This is a genomic window from Aliidongia sp. (assembly GCF_035943795.1).
Classification (GTDB): Bacteria; Pseudomonadota; Alphaproteobacteria; order ATCC43930; family CGMCC-115725; genus Aliidongia.
In genome coordinates this window covers 1-16076 of the sequence record NZ_DASZBY010000040.1, presented here as the reverse complement: position 1 = coordinate 16076, position 16076 = coordinate 1, and the positions used below count along the sequence as shown (strand labels likewise).

The window sequence follows — 16076 nt, the reverse complement described above, 5'->3', positions numbered from 1 at the left end:
GATTGAGTGAATTCAGTGAAAGCTATCATTTCCGAACAATGGTTTCAGATGAATTTCTCGCTCGTCTTCGAAAAGCTGGCTACTCCGGCTTCGCCTTTCCACCTAAGCGCGGTTGGTTGACCTTCATTCCTTTCGCATTTTGTAAACCTTGTTTGAAAGCAGGTGGTGCGGACAGTCTGCTGACGGCGGTCGGCGAAACTGTTCTCCAGCACCGCTATGCCGCAGACTACGGCTGGTCCTTCAGTCTCCACCGCCCCCGGGAAAAGCGCATCGCTTACGAACACTGGTGGGATCCGAAATCAAGCACGAACGCCGTTGAGCTCGACTTAGAGGCGTTGGCTGAAGCGGTTGAGGTTTCATCTGAAGCGATAAAAGCATTCTTCTCGGTACCGCCATCCGCTGGCGACTCATCCCGGTTCGCCGAATTGCTGGGATTGCCGGCGTATCGATGGGTCTCGCCTGCATACTCACAGGAGGATCCGGAGAGCTTCATCCAGAAGGGCGCCAAGATGATTGGCCGCCGCCCCAAGGATGTTACGGAGTTCATACGCTGTCCGCCCAGCCGCATCGTCGATCTCCCGCGACCGGATCTGAGCGCGCTAGAAGCTCTCGCCACCACCAACTCACTCATGAAGATGGCGGGAGCGGGCTGGTTCGCCATACAGATCCATAGCCAGGGCGGCTGGCCGGTCACCAACGCGAGTGGACGTCTTGCGGAGGGTGGACAGTGGATTGTCACCTATCGACGCTCTGAAAAGGCGGATTATATAAAGGTGGGGGTCAATCGGAGTAATGGCCGAGTGACCGCTCTTCCTGGCCGCATCGATTTTGCCGGGAAGCATCGACTACCGGAGGACGCCATCGATCGCACGCCCCCGGAACCATTGCCTCGCGAGATATTGGATAGCACCCAAATCGCCTCGACTCCCATCGAGGAGCCAGTGCCGGGTCATTGCGAAGAAGCGATGCGTCTTATGAGGCTTTTCCGCTCCATCGACGGCCTTCTGATCTGGTCGTTGATGCGAGTGTGGGGACGAGCGAATGGGGACCCCAAGATCGTGATGAACCAATATTTCGACGCTCGATCGGGAGTCATTTTAGTCGAGGACTATAGCCGATCACTTGATGGTATCGAGATTGAGAAGTGGGAGCGAGTACGCGACCATCCGCAGTTATGACTATCTTGTTGACGCCGATCGACTGAAGCTTACGAGACCGTCAGCATCGGCGCCGTGGCGGCTGGGTCGCTGATGCTGGGGTGGCCGGTCTCGACATGGCCGGCGAGGATGCGTAGCCAAGAGGCTGCCGCGTTGACCGTGACGGCGAGATCGTACCAATGGCCGCTGTCGCCGAGCGTATGGCGATCTTCGATTGTCTCGCCAGGATTTATCCGATGGACACGGCGTGGCGCGCCGTAAGCGCGATCGCTGATCTGACAAATGATCTTCGTCTGGCTCGGATTGGTCAGTCTCAGCACAAGATCGCCCGTTGCTTTGTCGCTCCGGGTTTGCAGATCCAGGCCCGGATGCTGCGCATCGTCACCGCCCGCGAACCGGCGAAAGAAGCCGTTCGGTCCGTAGACGGCGAGCGTGTAGCCGTCGCCGGTGATCGGCCAGGTGTCGTCGAGACTCTTGCCGGCTTCGACCGTATAGCGCCGTGGCGCGTCGGGGGATTGGGACGCATAGACCAGGAAATGCGCGCCTTGTGCGCCCGTATTGACGAACTGCAGCGTTACGCTTCCGGCGGTGCGATCGATTCTGTCGGTGACCGCCAGATCATAGGGCAGGGCCCGCGCCGGCCGCGTGCCGGGCTCCTGCGGCACGATGCTGTCGGCGGTCTGGCCGAGGCCGGGTGCGACCGGTCTCGCGAGGCGCCGGCAATTCTCGTCGGCGGCGGCCCGATAGCCGCCGGTGTCGGGCAGGCTGGGGCGGGCCTGGTCGGGCGTCGCGAAATCGAGGGCGCTAGTGAGGTCGCCGCAGACGGCACGGCGCCAGGGCGAAATGTTCGGTTCCATCACGCCGAACCGCGCCTCGATGAACCGGATGACCGAGGTATGGTCGAACACCTGGGAGCAGACGAAGCCGCCCTTGCTCCACGGCGACACCACGGTCATCGGCACGCGCGGCCCGAGGCCGTAGGGCAGCAGGTCGACCTCCTCGCGCCGGCGATGGGCCGGATTGACCCGGTCGTGGATCTCGCCCGTGGTCGCAACCGTGCTCTTGCCCGGCAGCACCGGCGTCGGCGGCTGCGGCGGCGGCACATGGTCGAAGAACCCGTCGTTCTCGTCATACATGACCAGGAGCACGGTCTTGCTCCAGACCTCCGGGTTGGCGGTCAGCGCATCGAGGATCCGCGCGGTATAGTTGGCGCCATAGGCCGGCATGAAATGGGGATGCTCGGAAAAGGCTGCCGGCGGCAGGAGCCACGAGACCTGCGGTAGCCTGCCGCTCCTCACGTCCTCTGTGAACGCCTCCAACCGGCGGGTCGTCAGGCCGCGCCGACGGAGCGGAGAATTGGGCGGCGCCTCGATGAACTGCCGGAAGTTCGCGAGCACGTTCAGCCCGTAATTGCCGTCGAAATCGTCGTTGAGGTCGAGGCCCTGCTGATAGACCTGCCAGGAGATGCCGGCGGCTTCGAGCCGTTCCGGATAGGTCGTCCAGCCGAGCGGCGGCAGTTTCGGCGCCTGCACGATGTCGTTGTTGTCGATCTGCGGGCCGCCGCCGGTGCCGGTCGGGTCGACCATGCCGGTCATCAGGTACATGCGGTTCGGATGGGTCGGGCCGGGCAGGGAACAGAAATACTGGTCGCAGACCGTGAAGCCGTCGGCGAGCGCATAGTGAAACGGGATGTCGGCGCGCTGGTGGTAGCCCATGGTCATGTCGGTCTTGAACGAGGGCCAGCGTCCGTACCGGCCGCCGTCGATCGCGCTATGGGTCCGGGTCCAGCCGTGATCGAGCGACTCGAGGCACTGGGCGCTTGTGCTGCCGGTATCGAGATGGAACGGCAGCACGGTCTCGTCCGGCTGCATCTGGCGCGGCTGGAACCAGACGGGCCGGCCGTCCGGCAGCGGGATCGGAAAGCGGTCGTTGTAGCCGCGCACCCCGCGCAGGTGCCCGAAGTAATGGTCGAACGAACGGTTCTCCTGCATGAACACCACGATATGCTCGACGTCGGCGATCGTACCGGTGCGCCGGGTCGCCGGCACCGCCAGAGCGCGCGCGATCGCGCCCGGCAGCGGGTTGGCCGCCAGCGCACCGCCGGCCGTCAGCTTCAGAAATCCCCGCCGCGTCTTCCTCGCCATCGTCGCCCCGCTTTGCCACGCGACTGACCCTAACGGATTTCGAGCCCGTGGAAACCGGTTGCGCTCGGTCGGCACCCATGGATTGATCGACCGGCCGCTTCCTAGAGATGGATCCTCCGATGTCGTTCGATCACTGGCTCGCCTTCGCCGTCACCTCCGCCATCATGCTGGCCATTCCGGGGCCGACCGTGCTGCTGGTCGTCTCCTATGCCCTGGGCCAGGGGCGCCGCTCGGGGCTCGCGACCACGGCGGGCGTGGCGCTCGGCGATTTCACGGCGATGACCGCCTCGATGCTGGGTCTGGGCGTGCTGCTCGCGACCTCCTCGGCGCTGTTCACCGGGCTGCGCTGGATCGGCGCGGCCTACCTCATCTACCTCGGCGTCAAGCTGTGGCGCATGCCGGTCGGCGACATGGCGACGGCCGCGGCGGCCGAGACCAAGTCCTGGCGCATGTTCCTGCACGCCTATGCGGTGACGGCGCTCAACCCGAAGAGCATCCTGTTCTTCGTCGCCTTCCTGCCGCAGTTCTTCGTGGCCTCCGCCCCGGTCGTGCCGCAGATGGTGCTGTTCGAGATCACCTTCCTGGTGCTGGCGACCCTGAACTCCGTCGGGTACGTGCTGCTCGCCGCTGCGGCCCGCCGGGCGGTGCGCCGGCCCGAGATCCAGCGCCGGGTCAACCGCGTCGGCGGCTCGATGCTGATCGGCGCCGGGCTGTTCGCGGCGGCGTGGAAGAAGGCGGCCTGAGCTTTACTCGGCGCGAGTGCGCAGGAAATTGATGCCGAACAACGCGAGCGAGGCGAAAGCCAGCAGCGAGCCCGCGGCGATCACGGCGTGATTGTCCTGAACGATCGCGAAATACAGGCCCGCGGGCATCAGGATCGACCCGGCGAGCGCCAGCCCGTATTGCACGGCCGCCCAGCGGTCGCGCCGGACCATCCCGGTGCGATAGGCCAGACCATAGAGTGCCATCGAGACCCAACCGAGCAGGTTGATGTGGGCATGGACGGGAGTGAGGGTGAAATCCTGGCGGATCCCCATCTCGATGCCCATGGCCATGCCGGCGAGGCCGAGCAGGATGGCGGTGCCGAAGAACAGCCGATCGATGTTCTGCATGAAACGATCCGTCGTTGGGTTCAGGTGGGGCCGGCGGTCAGCTTGGGCAGTGCCTGCTGTCCGGGTTCGCGCTGCAGTTCCGGCACCAGGTGGCCCAGCAGCGCCAACACGCGCGCGCCGTCGCGGGCGCGGGCGGCTTCTTCCATCTCGTCCAGGGTACGCGCCAGCACCGCGTAGTCGGCGGTGCGCGGTGCCGCCAGCAGGATGCCGTCGGCGCCGGTCCTGACCGGCGGCTCCGCCTCGTGGAACAGCTCCTCATAGAGCTTCTCGCCCGGCCGCAGGCCGACATATTCGATCTTGATGTCGCGGTCCGGTACCAGGCCGGCGAGCCGGATCATCTGGCGGGCGAGGTCGGCGATCTTGACCGCGTCGCCCATTTCCAGAACGAAGATGCCGCCGCGCTCCAACCCTTCGGGCGGATGGTCCGACACGGCGACGGTCGAGGCCTGCAGCACCAGTTCGACCGCCTCGCGCACGGTCATGAAAAAGCGCTGCACGTCCTTGTGGGTCACGGTCAGCGGGCCACCGGCCTGCAGCTGGCGGCGGAACAGCGGCACGACCGAGCCGGTCGAGCCCAGCACGTTGCCGAAGCGGACGGTGACGAAGCGGGTCTTGGGAGACTGGCCGTTGGCCCGGCCGGCGAGGTCGAGCGCCTGGCAGATGCATTCGGCCAGGCGCTTGGTCGCCCCCATGACGTTGGTCGGATGCACCGCCTTGTCGGTCGAGATCATCACCATGGCGGCGACGCCGGCGGTACGGCAGGCCTCGGCCAGGTTGCGCGTGCCGATGACGTTGGTCAGCACGCCCTCGGTCGGATTGGCCTCGACCATCGGCACGTGCTTGTAGGCGGCGGCGTGGAACACCAGTTCCGGCCGGGCCTCGGCCATGATCTCGTCGAGCCGGCGCCGGTCGCGCACGTCGCCCAGGCTGGCGGTGCGGGGCAGGGCGCGGAAATTCTCGGCCAGGTCCAGGTCGATCAGGTAGAGCTGGTACTCGGCGCTGTCGACCAGGGTCAGGTGCGTGGGTGCCAAAGCCGCGATCTGGCGCACCAGCTCGGACCCGATGGTGCCGCCGGCCCCGGTCACCAGCACGCGGCGACCCTGGATCAGGCGGGCCATCGCCTCGCGGTCGAGCACGCGCTGTGGCCGGCCCAGCAGGTCCTCGATCGCGATCGGCTGGATCTCCAATTCCTGGCCGGCGCCGGATTTCAACTCGGTCACCCGCGGCATGCGCGCGATGTCGAGGCCGAGGGCCGAGGCCTGCTCGACCACCCGGCTGATCAGCGCGCCGTCGATCAGGTCGTTGGTCAGGATGATGCGCTGGGGCCGCCGGTCGGTATCGGTCAGCTTTTCCACCGCCTGGGTCAGCTGGTCGATCGTGCCCAGCACCGGCACCCGGTGGATCGAGCGCCCGACCCGGCCGTCGTTCAGGCCGATGATGCCGATCGGGTCGTAGTTCGAGCGCCGGTCGCGATGCATCTCGGCCACGAACAGCTCCGCCCCGTCGCCGGCACCGACCAGCAGCACCGGCACCCGGCGATGGGCGTCGCGCTCGAAGATCCGGTCCAGCCGGCCGTCCTTGAACAGGCGATAGAGGATGCGCGGGCCGGACAGCAGGCCGATCAGCACGAACCAGTTGATGGCGAGGGTCGAGCGCGGCTGGCCCTGCAGCCGGGTCGTGAGGAACAGGACCAGCGTATAGACTAACACCGAGACGGTCACAGCCCTCCCGATCGCGAACAGGTCGTTCAGCGAGGCGTAGCGCCAAATGCCGCGATAGAGCCCGGTCACGCGCAGGAACACGAGCACGATCACCGTGAACAGCGCCATGTCCTGCAGCACCATGCCCTGGTCGAGCAGCGCCACATCGTCGCCGAGGCGCAGATAGAGCGACAGCACGAGCGACAGCGCCGTCATGACGGCGTCGTGCAGCAATGCCAAAAGGGTCCGATTGATCCGCTTCACCCGAGATGTCCAAAACGCCGAACGCGACACGGGCGCGACCATAGCAAAAGCGGGGGCCGGGTACAGCCCGGCAGAATGCAGGACCGCGCCGGGTGCGCGGCTTGATCTCGCCCGGCGGTTCGATGATACTCCCGCGCCTTTCCCGCCACCCCTCCACCGTCACGCGTCCGCAGGCGGGAATTCGGCCGGATGGTCTAGCCGGTATCGCACCAAACCAAGGCCTTCATGATTCCGCACCGCCAGAAAACACTCATCTATGTCGTGACCGAGGATTGGTATTTCTGGCTGCATCGCCTGGCGATCGGTCAGGCGGCCCTGGCGGCGGGCTATCGCGTCATTGTCTGCGCCCGCGTCCAGGCCCATGCCGAAGTGCTGAGCCGACTGGGCTTCACGGTCGTGGCGCTGCCCTGGCGCCGGGGCGGCGGCCTGCTGCGCAACGAGGTGAAGTCGCTGTGGATGCTATGGCGCCTGTTCCGGCGCGAGCGTCCCGACGTCGTCCATTCCATCGCCTTGAAGGCGATCATCTACGGCGGGCTGATGGCGCGGCTGGCCTGCGTCAGGGCGCGGGTCTCGACCGTGGCGGGCCTCGGCTATGTCTTCACCTCGCAGCGCCTGAAGGCACGCCTGCTGCGCCGCCCGGTGCTGGCGACCCTGGGCCTCGCCATGGGCGGCTACGGGTCGCTGGTCACGCTCGAAAATCCCGATGACGGCGAGCGGCTGGCCGCCGGCGGTGCGATCCGGCAGGACCAGGTGGCGCTGATCTGCAGCTGCGGCGTCGACACCGACCGCTTCGCCCCGGTGCCGGAGCCCGAGGGCGTGCCGATCGTCGCCATGGCCTGCCGCCTGGTGCGGGACAAGGGGCCCGCGGTCGCGGTCGCCGCCATGCGCCGGCTGCGCGCCGAGGGCGTGCCGATCCGCTTCCTGCTGGCCGGCGGCACCGACAAGGGCAGCGCCGATTCCCACACCCAGGAAGAGGTCGAGGGCTGGGTCGCCGAGGGGTTGGTCGAATGGGTCGGCCATATCGCCGACGTCGCCTCGTTCTGGCAGGCGAGCCACATGGCGGTCTATCCGTCACGCTATGGCGAGGGCGTGCCCAAGACCCTGCTGGAGGCGGCCTCGTGCGCGCGCCCCGTGGTCACGACCGACATGCCGGGGTGCCGCGAGGCGCTGGTCGATGGCGTGACGGGCTTCCTGGTCCCGGTCGACGACGATGCGGCGGTCGCCGACCGCTTGAAACAGCTTGCCCGCGATCCGGACCTGCGCCGCCGCATGGGCGAGGCCGCCCGCACCAAGGCGCTCGCCGAATTCGCCGACGCCCGGGTCCAGGCCGGCATGCTCCGGGTCTACGACCAGGTCCAGGCGCCGAAATAGCCGAGACGGATCCGGGTGTTCAGCCGGGCGGCGCCTTGTCGGGTACCGGGGGCTTCGTCTCATCCGAGGGCGTGAGGCCGGAGCGGGGCGGCAGGCCGTGGGCCTTGAAGCAGGCGTCGACCAGGGTGTCGCGCTTGCGCAGTGCCGCTTCGTTGTGATCCGGCACCTGTTTATTCGCGTCGGCGATGCAGGCGTCCGACTGCTTCCAGCGCTTCGTCGCCTGGTCGGTCGGGGCTGCGGCGCCGGCCGGCAGCGCCGTGCCGGCGAGCCAGACCGCCGCCAGGGCCGCGCACCAGCGGGATGTCACGCGTCGACCTCGGCCTCGATCAACCGCCGGCTCGCGACCAGCGGCGCCAGTGCCGCGCCGACCTTGGGCATGCGCTCGGACGCGCGATGGGCCACGACGGCGGCGCGATCGGCATAGAGCTCGTTGACCAGCAGCTTGTTCGGCACGCGGGCGCCGGACTCGTCGACCAGATGCAGGACGTCGAACCTCAGGCAGCCCGGCTCGTCCGAAACGGTACGGCGAGCGTGCTCGCGGATGATCGCCTCGAAGGCGGCCTGTTGGCCGGGCAGGGTCTCGAACTCGACGATGATGGCGATCTGCGGCATGAGCCCCTCGGAAGAAACAGAATGGAACGCGGCGGAGCCTAGCGGACCCTGTCCGATCCGGCAATGCGACGAGCCGTCCGATCGCGCCTGCGGCCCCGAGTCCCACCGCTGCCCGGCCGGAATGAACGGAGCCGTCGTTCCAGCGGTTCTGCCGGAGCCTTCAATTTCAAGAGTTTGGGAGAGGCCATCTGCAACCGGCGGCCGGCCGACGGGATTTGCTACGGGTTTGTCACGAAGGCGCGTATCCTTCGACGGTTTAGACGGCTCGCGATGAATTTCGACAGAACCTTCGTGGCAGGATGAGCGATATCGAATGAAACGTCCGTCACCCGCACCCGGCCCCTGGGCGACCGGTCCCTGGGAACGATGGTTCGCCTGGTATCCCGTGGCACTCGGCTGGCGCCGTCGCCGTGGCGTGGCCTGGGGCCGGATGGTCTGGCGCCGTTGGGTCTGCAATCCGTTCGACACCACGCGCCCGACCGACACGCAGTTCACCTTGGACCCGGCCAAGGAAACGCCGTCGGATCCTACAGGCAAGGTAGAACTGATGGACGGCAGCCTGCTGGATCAGCGGCGCAGCGCTTGAGGCGGCGGTCCGCCGGCCGGGGAAAACATACAATTCGTCATAAAAGCTTCGCGGTCGCTCGCTAGGTTGCTGCCCCTGTACGGGACAAGCAATTTGAAGCGGGGCGAAGATGTCGCGGATGAAGAATGCCCACTGGCTGGGCTTGAGCATTTTGGCACCCTTGGCGGTGATGGGCGCGGTGCCGGCAGCGGCCCAGACGATCGGCTCCTTCACGCCGGGCGACCTCGTCATCAGCGTCTATGGCAACGGCGGCGGCACCGGGACCTATAGTGATAACCAGGCCGCGCCGATCACGCTGCAGGAAGTTACCACCTCCGGTGCCGCGGTCGGCCAGCTGGTGCTGCCGCAGACCACGACCACCAGCAACGGCGTCACCAACTCTGCGATCTCCGGCGAATATGGCTCGTCCTCGGAAGGCACGCTGCAGCTGTCCGCCAACGGGCAGTTTCTGACGATCGCCGGCTATGGCGTGAACGCCGCCAATTTCAACGCGAATGCCCAGAGCTACGGCGGCGGCACCAAGGGCTGCATCGGCGATGCCGGTGCCTGCTATCCGCTGGCTCAGACCGCCAGCGTGGCAGGCTTCCCGGGCTCGGCCGGCTCCGGCGTCACGACCGCCACGGTCGTCCCGCGGGTTGTGGCGCTGATCGGCGCCAACGGCAGCGTGGATACCTCGACCGCCTTGACCGGCGTGTTCAACGAGAACAATCCGCGCAGCGTGGCCACGGTCGACGGCTCGTCCTTCTATATTTCCGGCCAGGGCTTCAACAAATCCGACACCACGACCCAGGGCCTGTTCTTCGCCAAGCGCGGCGCCACGACGGCGACCGCGATCGACACCAGCTTCGACGCGCGGGCCGTCTCGATCCAGAAGGGCCAGCTCTATCTGTCGGCCGATTCGACCGAGGGCAGCGGCGTGCACGAGAACATTTCGAGCTACGGCACGGCCGGTAACCTGCCGACCAGTGCCGCGACCGCATCGATCCTGGGCGGCCTCAAGAGCAAGTACCAGACGACGTCCTCGTCCCAGCTCAACGTCATCGATGCCGGCCTCGGCGGCAGCAAGATCTACCTCAGCCCGGAAAATTATTTCTTCGCCAACACCACCACGCTCTATGTCGCCGACAGCGGCAATCCCAAGGGCGACAACAACGGATCGGGCGGCGCTACGCAAGGGCTGAGCGACGGCGGCCTGCAGAAGTGGATCTTCAACGGCACCGGCTGGGTGCTGGAATATACGCTGTCGACCGGCCTGCTGAACTTCGTCGCCGACACCACGGCCTGCGGGGCGAACCAGATCGATTGCGGCACGACCGGCCTGATCGGCCTGACCGGCGAGGTCATCGGCAATTCGGTCGAGCTGTTCGCGACCAACGCGACCCTGGGCGACCTGGACCAGACCTACCTCTACGGCATCACCGACAGCCTGACCGGCACCACCGGCGCCGGGGAGAGCTTCCAGGTACTCGACACCGCGGCGCCGGACACCAACATCCGCGGCGTCTCCTTCGCGCCGCAGGCGGTGCCGGAACCGGGCAGCCTGGCGCTGCTAGGGGGATCGCTGGTCCTGCTGCTGGGCCTGCGGAACCGTCGCCAGGCCTGACGCCAACATGGGCAGGGCCGAGGCAGGGAGCGCCTCCTTGCGCTGGAGGCGTAGGCGTTACGCCGTCACTGCCTTGACGGCAACGGCTTCGACTTCGACGAGCAGGTCGGGCAGCACCAGGCCTGCGACATAGACGAGCGTCGATGCGGTCTTGATCCCGCCCGTCGCCTCGGCGCGCACGGCGGAGAAGGCGGCACGGTCTTTCGGATCAACCAGGAAGATGGTCGTCTTGACCACGTCGGCGAAACCCATGTCCGCTTCGTCCAGCACGGCCTTCATGTTGGCATAGACCAGCCGCGTCTGCGCCTCAAGGTGATCATCACCGGGCGATCGTGACCGCTGGATGTCGATTTTGGGTGGATTCCAGTCCGTCCGGTTTCAGGAGCCGGAGGCTATTATGGACATTCCCTGCCTCGTTTTAACGAGGGTTACTGACGAGCGGCAGGCTTCTCGCCGGTCTGTCCGACGCGTACCCCGGCCTTTTGCGTCACTCTGCCCGCCCCTTCATCGCTTCCTCTCTTGGGATGGGGCTGCCATGCTGTCCGCGATAGCTGATCCGTGCAGGCCATTGCATTTCGAGCTTATCTAGGAGGTCGTGCGTTAAGACCCGCCAGTCTGACCCCGACTTCAATTCGAAGATCTCAAGTTCCATTCCGCGCTTAGCAGCGGGGGAATGGATATCTTTCAACCATGGCTGATCCCTGGCAACGATGGTCACGCCGGCCTCGTTGCAGAGGCCCAGCGTACGCCACATCAGTCGCCCGTCTCGAATACCTTCGTCGCTGCGAAATGCTAGTCCATTCGCGCCGCCAAACTCGGTGAATGTCTGCCGAAGCGTGGACCAGTCATTGGGTGCCAGATCTACGTCTGCAACGATCTGCGGCCCAACGGAAGTCCGACCATCGCGGAAGAGGTTATGGCAGCTGGTATCGCGCACGAAGTGCGGTAGCGCGAACATAGTGACGGTTAGAAGGATTGCTATCGAGCAGACGATCGGCGAGCGCCATGCGGGCGTCCTCGGAATTGCTTGATCTCGGTTCGCAGCACACGGCCGTACACCACACCACCGGATGACGGCCCCGAAGGTCACGCCGCCGACGAGACCGATGAGACCGGCAAATCCCACGGCAGAGGCGTACTCGATCCAACCTGCAAGCGTCGGGACATGATTGACAACGGTTGGCTTGCCTCCGCTCGACGCATTCTGCATGCCCAGCATAGAGAGCAATCCTAGGGCACCGAATGGAGCCGCGCCGATGACAAGCCCGGCACAGGCGCAAGCGACGACTCCGATATGGCCTTTCGATCGCAATAGCAGAAAGCTCGGCAAACCAAGCACAAGAGCGTGCGCCAAGGTCCCGATGTAGGTCAGTTCGGCGAGAGCAAGCGCATCGGAAGCAACAACAATGTTCCAGGGTTCTTCTATTCTGTTCAGTGTGAGAACTATGGTTGGGAGTGCCGCAGCGATCGCTCCAAGGAATGTTGCCGCCAACACAGGAACGAAGGGGCGCGAGGGCTTGTCGAGATACGAGCGAATGTAGCTCCTCAAATTGCTTTTGATTCTCATTTAAGCCCCATGTGTGTGGGCCTGCTTCGGATCTAAAGTAGATCCTCTTCGGCGAGGCTAGCCGTTTCGGGTACGAGCAGCTGCCATCAGCATTCGCTCAACTACCGATTCGAACTCATCTTTTCCGATCGGATCTAGGTCGTCATAGGCGGCCGTGGTTTTGGGCCACCAACCATGAAAGCGACCATCTCGATCAAGGACGCGGGCTGCGGCCTGCACCTCATCGACGCTTGACCGAGCAACAAGCACGAACGAAGGGACCGACGACGACAAGACGTCCATGCATGCCCAGCCAGTGACGAAACGATAGTGCGTTGCGGACGGGAGAGCGATTTTCCAAGCATCCGATTGGATCCGCGAAAAGACGCTTCCCTCGACGATGTAGGCGAAGTTCTCAGAAACCAAACCCGCAGTCGGACCGTCATCATTCTCGGTACTGAGCGGCATTTCGTCCAAAAGCCTGACGATGCACTGCCGATCGAACGCCACGCGCAGCAGATGAGTGTTGTTGCCTGGAATGATGAAATCCGCGCTGATGCCCGCCGTGCCCCATCGAAAATCCACGAGGTCGCTCACGCTCGCTTTTAACGGTACAGGCACGCTGATGGGTTGATACTTCGGCATAACCACATCCTATGGCGAGCGGGCGAACGTCTGCAATCTGGATGAGCGAAATCCACGGGGAGCGTCTTCAATGGGTCGTCAGCGGCTATTCGAGGACTAAGTCATGATCACTGTCCTTCCGAAGATCCGCCATCATGCCCTCGAACTCGGATAGGTAGCTACGTAGCTCTACCGGCGCCGAACGGGAATTTACGATCTTAATTCGGAATGGCCCGCGTATAGCGAGAATGTCATCTCCGCCGAAGCTGTCAGCGAGCGCATCGAGATTCCGACCGTGCCAAGCAGACGCGCCGATAGCTGGGAGCAGGGGCATCGTAGAAATCTTCTCGATGGCGCCACGTCGAGGCGTCGAGCGTGATTTCCTTCATTTCTTCCCCCGGCAGGACTGCGGCGACCGTCAGCATTATGTCGGCTTTCGAGGAAGCATCAAAGTCGGTCGAACGGCGTTGTTGGGTCGATACTGGACCGGCGGCTCGGGCTGGGGAGCGAATGGTCGCTATCGAGCATGGGCGGGCGGGCGAACCATCGCACTCACGATGTTAATGGAAATGGGATGACACGTTCGGCATCCTCTTGCCATGACATCGGCTCCGGCGGTTCAACTCTCACGCTTGCGCGACATCGGCTGGGAACTATGGGACCCGATCGGGCTCCGGGACGTTCGGCATGAAGGCTGCGACGACGAATACGACGCTTATCTGTTGCAGGTGGTCGGGCGACTAAGACGAGGGCAGCCGACCTCCGAGATCGCTTCATATTTGATCCATATCGAGACGGTGCACATGGGGCTTGGGAGCGCTCCTGCCACCTCATCCCTTCCGAGAGCAACGGCGACGATTGCGGCCATCGCCGAATATCTCGATACGCTTCCCGAGGGGCCGATAAGGATTCGGTGATCGCCTAGCCGGAACTATCAAGCAAGGCTATGTCCGCTTCAGAGATCGGGGTCAAAGCTCGCTGTATGCCCTACTTGGGTCGATTCCGGCCGGCGGATTGTCGGTGAAGATGGCCAGCCATTCGTAGATGTTGGCCCTTGTGTCGCCCATTTTCGAAACGCGTTCACCGCTAGCTGTCAGATTTCGTTGTGAAAACTGCAGGTATAATAATGGCCGACCAAACGGGTCGTACTGTCGCACGCCTCAATGTTCCAACGGTCGGCCCATCCAACTGGTAAGCCGTCAACGCCCCGTCTGGCGATCCGGTCGCTCTCGTCGTAAATGAGCGCATGACCAAAGAGCCCATCCTCGCCCCCGCCGTGGATCACCAGAAAGCGAGGGCTTTTGTTGTCAGGGATCGCCTGGACCTTCCCGTCGTAGACCCAATAAAGCGGCAAGAAACCGGCCCAGAGCCCCGCCGTATAGAGTGGTGCCCAGAGCAGGGACTGAAAATATATACCGGCAAGCATGTATGTCGCGGCCAGGATAGTGGCGCATGACCTTCGCCACTGTCGCGCCTTGATATTCTCGAAGACAATGTTTCCGAAAACAAGAAGCGCGATCGGGACGAGCAGCATCAGGGAATACGCTAAGAGAAAAATCAGCGACATCGCCATAAACAGCACGCCGAAGATGAAGGGTATGCTCAGCGGGAAGGCCCATATTCCGAGGTAAAACGCGAGCGGCGAAACGGTTCGGGATTGTCCTTCCATTACATTGTCGCCCTGGCTGTGCATCGACTGCGTTGCAGCGTAAATATTCTCCCAGCCACAATAGCGCAACCTGCGCGCGGGTACGCGGAAAAGCTGTGCAAGCGGCAGCTAAAGAACGTCTGGAATCAGGGAGCGTGAAAATCTTGCTGAACGGCGTTGTTGGGTCGTCACCGGACCTTGATGTCAGGGCGAAACCGAGCTGTGTCAAAGCGACCGCTATTTTGTGCCAAAGCGATTGGCGCGCTACACTCATGCGTCTCTTTGCCATCGCTGTGTACCAGTTTGTGTACCAAACTATGGGCAGACGCCAGTAATGACACAGGGGCGAAGGATCGGAATGACCGCGCACCCCGCAGGAACGCTCACTTCCATGTGACCGACCCTCGTCGGGCGATTTGGCACCGATTGGCGCCGATCAGTCCAATTTGACGGGAAATTTGGCACTGCCTCGCTGAAGGCTGGCGCAACAGTGGCGGTCATCGTCTCTGTGCGCCGAAAAATACCCGGCGAACGGGTAGGTTGCCATCCATAGAAATCCGCAGAAACGTCCTCGATCGTGCCGTCGAGCGCCTCTGCCTTTCTCATGTGCAAGTCACTGAAAAGGCCGGGAAAATGAAGATTCTTGAGTGATCGAACAAGGTCCAACGCAAGCTCCGAACGTACGCGAAAAGAACATAAAGAGAACATAGCGGGCGTAACCCAGGGTGACAATCCCCCAGAAGACTTTACGAATGGTTTTCGACGCGAGCGTGCACGAGGGAGGCTTTCCGCTCCTCATTTTGAGTGGCCAAGCGGGCTTTTTCGCGTCGGAACATGTTGTGGGCCAGCACAATTTTCTGATCCCGCTCCACGACAACGTTCGATTCGTCGAGCAGTTCGGTCACGGCGATGAAGCAGCTGATGATCAGCTCCGCGTCTTTCGAAGACAGCTCGACGTCATCTTCCGCGGTTCTCGATACGCTGGCTTTGTCGTCAGCCATCATCGAACCTTGGCCAGACGCCAGCCACTCAAGTCGAACCCCTAGGTCGAGGCTCAGATTTGATACCGATTCAAATGTGGGCTGGTTCTCTCCGGCGGCATATCGTTTGAATTGGGAGAGAGAAATTCCCATGGCACTTGCCACGATCCCCTGACCGCCAAAGGCTCGCGCAACAGCGATCAAGCGCCTTCCCAGATCTCCGGGGGAAGTGGGAGGTTTTGCGCTGCGTTTCTGATCCATCTCCAAGTTCTTTCAACACATTGTTTTAATTGAGTAAATCTCTGACAGCCCAAAATTGGGCCATTTGTGAACTTGGAAGTCCGAATTTCTCAAATCTGGGCTTGCTGTATGGCCCAAATCCGGGCTACCTTCCCTGCCATGTCCATCGCACAGTCAACCTTTGACATCCCAAAAAATCCCGCCGAACGGCGGGCATGGGTTTGTTATCAGCTTCGGCTCCGGGGCAACTCGCTCCGCCGGATCGCGCAACAGCTCGACGTGTCTCATCAGGCGGTCAGTAACGCTCTGATGACCCCGTCCAGCCGTATCGAGGTAGCGATTGCCGATGCCCTCGGCACCACTCCGGCGAAGCTGTTCGCGGAGCGGTACGACAGGGACGGCCAGCGCTTGCCCAACACGCGACCGGACAAGAATACCACGCCCTCCCAACCGAACAATGTCCAACGGGAGCGCGCCGCATGAACAGCC

Annotated in this window: 16 protein-coding genes; 6 read left to right on the top strand and 10 right to left on the bottom strand. The window is 63.6% G+C overall.

The window, feature by feature from the left end; all coding sequences use genetic code 11:
• Positions 1 to 2 precede the first annotated feature (2 nt).
• A complete protein-coding gene (locus tag VGV37_RS06930; protein WP_326878911.1) occupies positions 3 to 1178 on the top strand; it encodes a hypothetical protein in 1176 nt (391 codons plus the stop codon).
• A gap of 29 nt (positions 1179 to 1207) precedes the next feature.
• Here the strand turns inward: VGV37_RS06930 and VGV37_RS06925 are convergent, their stop codons facing one another.
• Positions 1208 to 3301, bottom strand: coding sequence for a phosphocholine-specific phospholipase C (locus VGV37_RS06925; protein WP_326878910.1), 2094 nt, complete (start codon positions 3299 to 3301; stop codon positions 1208 to 1210).
• A 119-nt stretch (positions 3302 to 3420) separates the two neighbouring features.
• On the opposite strand from VGV37_RS06925, the gene VGV37_RS06920 reads away from it, so the two are divergent.
• Positions 3421 to 4044 carry a LysE family translocator gene (locus VGV37_RS06920; protein ID WP_326878909.1) on the top strand — a complete coding sequence of 208 codons (624 nt, stop codon included), beginning with the start codon at positions 3421 to 3423 and terminating at the stop codon, positions 4042 to 4044.
• A gap of 3 nt (positions 4045 to 4047) precedes the next feature.
• Here the strand turns inward: VGV37_RS06920 and VGV37_RS06915 are convergent, their stop codons facing one another.
• Together VGV37_RS06915 and VGV37_RS06910 are read right to left on the bottom strand one after the other, a co-directional pair.
• Positions 4048 to 4413, bottom strand: coding sequence for a hypothetical protein (locus VGV37_RS06915; protein WP_326878908.1), 366 nt, complete (start codon positions 4411 to 4413; stop codon positions 4048 to 4050).
• A gap of 20 nt (positions 4414 to 4433) precedes the next feature.
• A complete protein-coding gene (locus tag VGV37_RS06910) occupies positions 4434 to 6377 on the bottom strand; it encodes a nucleoside-diphosphate sugar epimerase/dehydratase (protein WP_326878907.1) in 1944 nt (647 codons plus the stop codon).
• A 225-nt stretch (positions 6378 to 6602) separates the two neighbouring features.
• Between VGV37_RS06910 and VGV37_RS06905 the strand changes: the two genes are divergently transcribed.
• On the top strand, positions 6603 to 7748 hold the full coding sequence (locus VGV37_RS06905) for a glycosyltransferase family 4 protein (RefSeq protein ID WP_326878906.1): 1146 nt from the start codon (positions 6603 to 6605) through the stop codon (positions 7746 to 7748).
• 19 nt (positions 7749 to 7767) lie between these two features.
• On the opposite strand, the gene VGV37_RS06900 is transcribed toward VGV37_RS06905, so the two are convergent.
• Both VGV37_RS06900 and VGV37_RS06895 read right to left on the bottom strand, forming a co-directional pair.
• The gene (locus VGV37_RS06900; protein WP_326878905.1) at positions 7768 to 8055 is read right to left on the bottom strand and encodes a hypothetical protein; all 288 of its coding nucleotides are present in this window, start codon (positions 8053 to 8055) and stop codon (positions 7768 to 7770) included.
• On the bottom strand, positions 8052 to 8360 hold the full coding sequence (locus VGV37_RS06895) for a putative quinol monooxygenase (RefSeq protein WP_326878904.1): 309 nt from the start codon (positions 8358 to 8360) through the stop codon (positions 8052 to 8054). The genes VGV37_RS06900 and VGV37_RS06895 overlap by 4 nt, the downstream gene beginning before the upstream one ends.
• A 313-nt stretch (positions 8361 to 8673) precedes the next feature.
• Here VGV37_RS06895 and VGV37_RS06890 point away from each other — a divergent pair, with 313 nt between their 5' ends.
• Together VGV37_RS06890 and VGV37_RS06885 are read left to right on the top strand one after the other, a co-directional pair.
• Positions 8674 to 8946, top strand: coding sequence for a hypothetical protein (locus VGV37_RS06890; RefSeq protein WP_326878903.1), 273 nt, complete (start codon positions 8674 to 8676; stop codon positions 8944 to 8946).
• 118 nt (positions 8947 to 9064) lie between these two features.
• Entirely contained in the window at positions 9065 to 10549 is a 1485-nt protein-coding gene (locus tag VGV37_RS06885) for a PEP-CTERM sorting domain-containing protein (RefSeq protein ID WP_326878902.1), read from the top strand.
• Positions 10550 to 10606: 57 nt separating this feature from the next.
• Here VGV37_RS06885 and VGV37_RS06880 read toward each other — a convergent pair whose 3' ends face one another.
• The 5 genes from VGV37_RS06880 to VGV37_RS06860 all read right to left on the bottom strand — a co-directional run bounded on the left by VGV37_RS06880 (position 10607) and on the right by VGV37_RS06860 (position 15608).
• On the bottom strand, positions 10607 to 10894 hold the full coding sequence (locus VGV37_RS06880; RefSeq protein ID WP_326878932.1) for a RidA family protein: 288 nt from the start codon (positions 10892 to 10894) through the stop codon (positions 10607 to 10609).
• A gap of 142 nt (positions 10895 to 11036) precedes the next feature.
• Entirely contained in the window at positions 11037 to 12116 is a 1080-nt protein-coding gene (locus tag VGV37_RS06875; protein WP_326878901.1) for a hypothetical protein, read from the bottom strand.
• Between the two features lie 57 nt (positions 12117 to 12173).
• Positions 12174 to 12740, bottom strand: a complete 567-nt coding sequence (locus VGV37_RS06870; RefSeq protein ID WP_326878900.1) for a hypothetical protein — start codon at positions 12738 to 12740, stop codon at positions 12174 to 12176.
• 1072 nt (positions 12741 to 13812) lie between these two features.
• On the bottom strand, positions 13813 to 14388 hold the full coding sequence (locus VGV37_RS06865) for a hypothetical protein (protein WP_326878899.1): 576 nt from the start codon (positions 14386 to 14388) through the stop codon (positions 13813 to 13815).
• 725 nt (positions 14389 to 15113) lie between these two features.
• Positions 15114 to 15608 (bottom strand): hypothetical protein, encoded by a 495-nt coding sequence (locus tag VGV37_RS06860; RefSeq protein WP_326878898.1) that lies wholly within the window; start codon positions 15606 to 15608, stop codon positions 15114 to 15116.
• Between the two features lie 138 nt (positions 15609 to 15746).
• Here VGV37_RS06860 and VGV37_RS06855 point away from each other — a divergent pair, with 138 nt between their 5' ends.
• Positions 15747 to 16070, top strand: coding sequence for a helix-turn-helix domain-containing protein (locus tag VGV37_RS06855; protein WP_326878897.1), 324 nt, complete (start codon positions 15747 to 15749; stop codon positions 16068 to 16070).
• The last annotated feature ends 6 nt before the right edge of the window (positions 16071 to 16076 follow it).

What these genes read in the sequence shown, in the direction of transcription:
- VGV37_RS06925 (WP_326878910.1), bottom strand. Translation starts at nt 3,301, where the DNA reads ATGGCGAGGAAGACGCGGCGGGGATTTCTGAAGCTGACGGCCGGCGGT.
- VGV37_RS06920 (WP_326878909.1), top strand. Translation starts at nt 3,421, where the DNA reads ATGTCGTTCGATCACTGGCTCGCCTTCGCCGTCACCTCCGCCATCATG.
- VGV37_RS06915 (WP_326878908.1), bottom strand. Translation starts at nt 4,413, where the DNA reads ATGCAGAACATCGATCGGCTGTTCTTCGGCACCGCCATCCTGCTCGGC.
- VGV37_RS06905 (WP_326878906.1), top strand. Translation starts at nt 6,603, where the DNA reads ATGATTCCGCACCGCCAGAAAACACTCATCTATGTCGTGACCGAGGAT.
- VGV37_RS06895 (WP_326878904.1), bottom strand. Translation starts at nt 8,360, where the DNA reads ATGCCGCAGATCGCCATCATCGTCGAGTTCGAGACCCTGCCCGGCCAA.
- VGV37_RS06890 (WP_326878903.1), top strand. Translation starts at nt 8,674, where the DNA reads ATGAAACGTCCGTCACCCGCACCCGGCCCCTGGGCGACCGGTCCCTGG.
- VGV37_RS06885 (WP_326878902.1), top strand. Translation starts at nt 9,065, where the DNA reads ATGAAGAATGCCCACTGGCTGGGCTTGAGCATTTTGGCACCCTTGGCG.
- VGV37_RS06875 (WP_326878901.1), bottom strand. Translation starts at nt 12,116, where the DNA reads ATGAGAATCAAAAGCAATTTGAGGAGCTACATTCGCTCGTATCTCGAC.
- VGV37_RS06870 (WP_326878900.1), bottom strand. Translation starts at nt 12,740, where the DNA reads ATGCCGAAGTATCAACCCATCAGCGTGCCTGTACCGTTAAAAGCGAGC.
- VGV37_RS06865 (WP_326878899.1), bottom strand. Translation starts at nt 14,388, where the DNA reads ATGGAAGGACAATCCCGAACCGTTTCGCCGCTCGCGTTTTACCTCGGA.
- VGV37_RS06860 (WP_326878898.1), bottom strand. Translation starts at nt 15,608, where the DNA reads ATGGATCAGAAACGCAGCGCAAAACCTCCCACTTCCCCCGGAGATCTG.
- VGV37_RS06855 (WP_326878897.1), top strand. Translation starts at nt 15,747, where the DNA reads ATGTCCATCGCACAGTCAACCTTTGACATCCCAAAAAATCCCGCCGAA.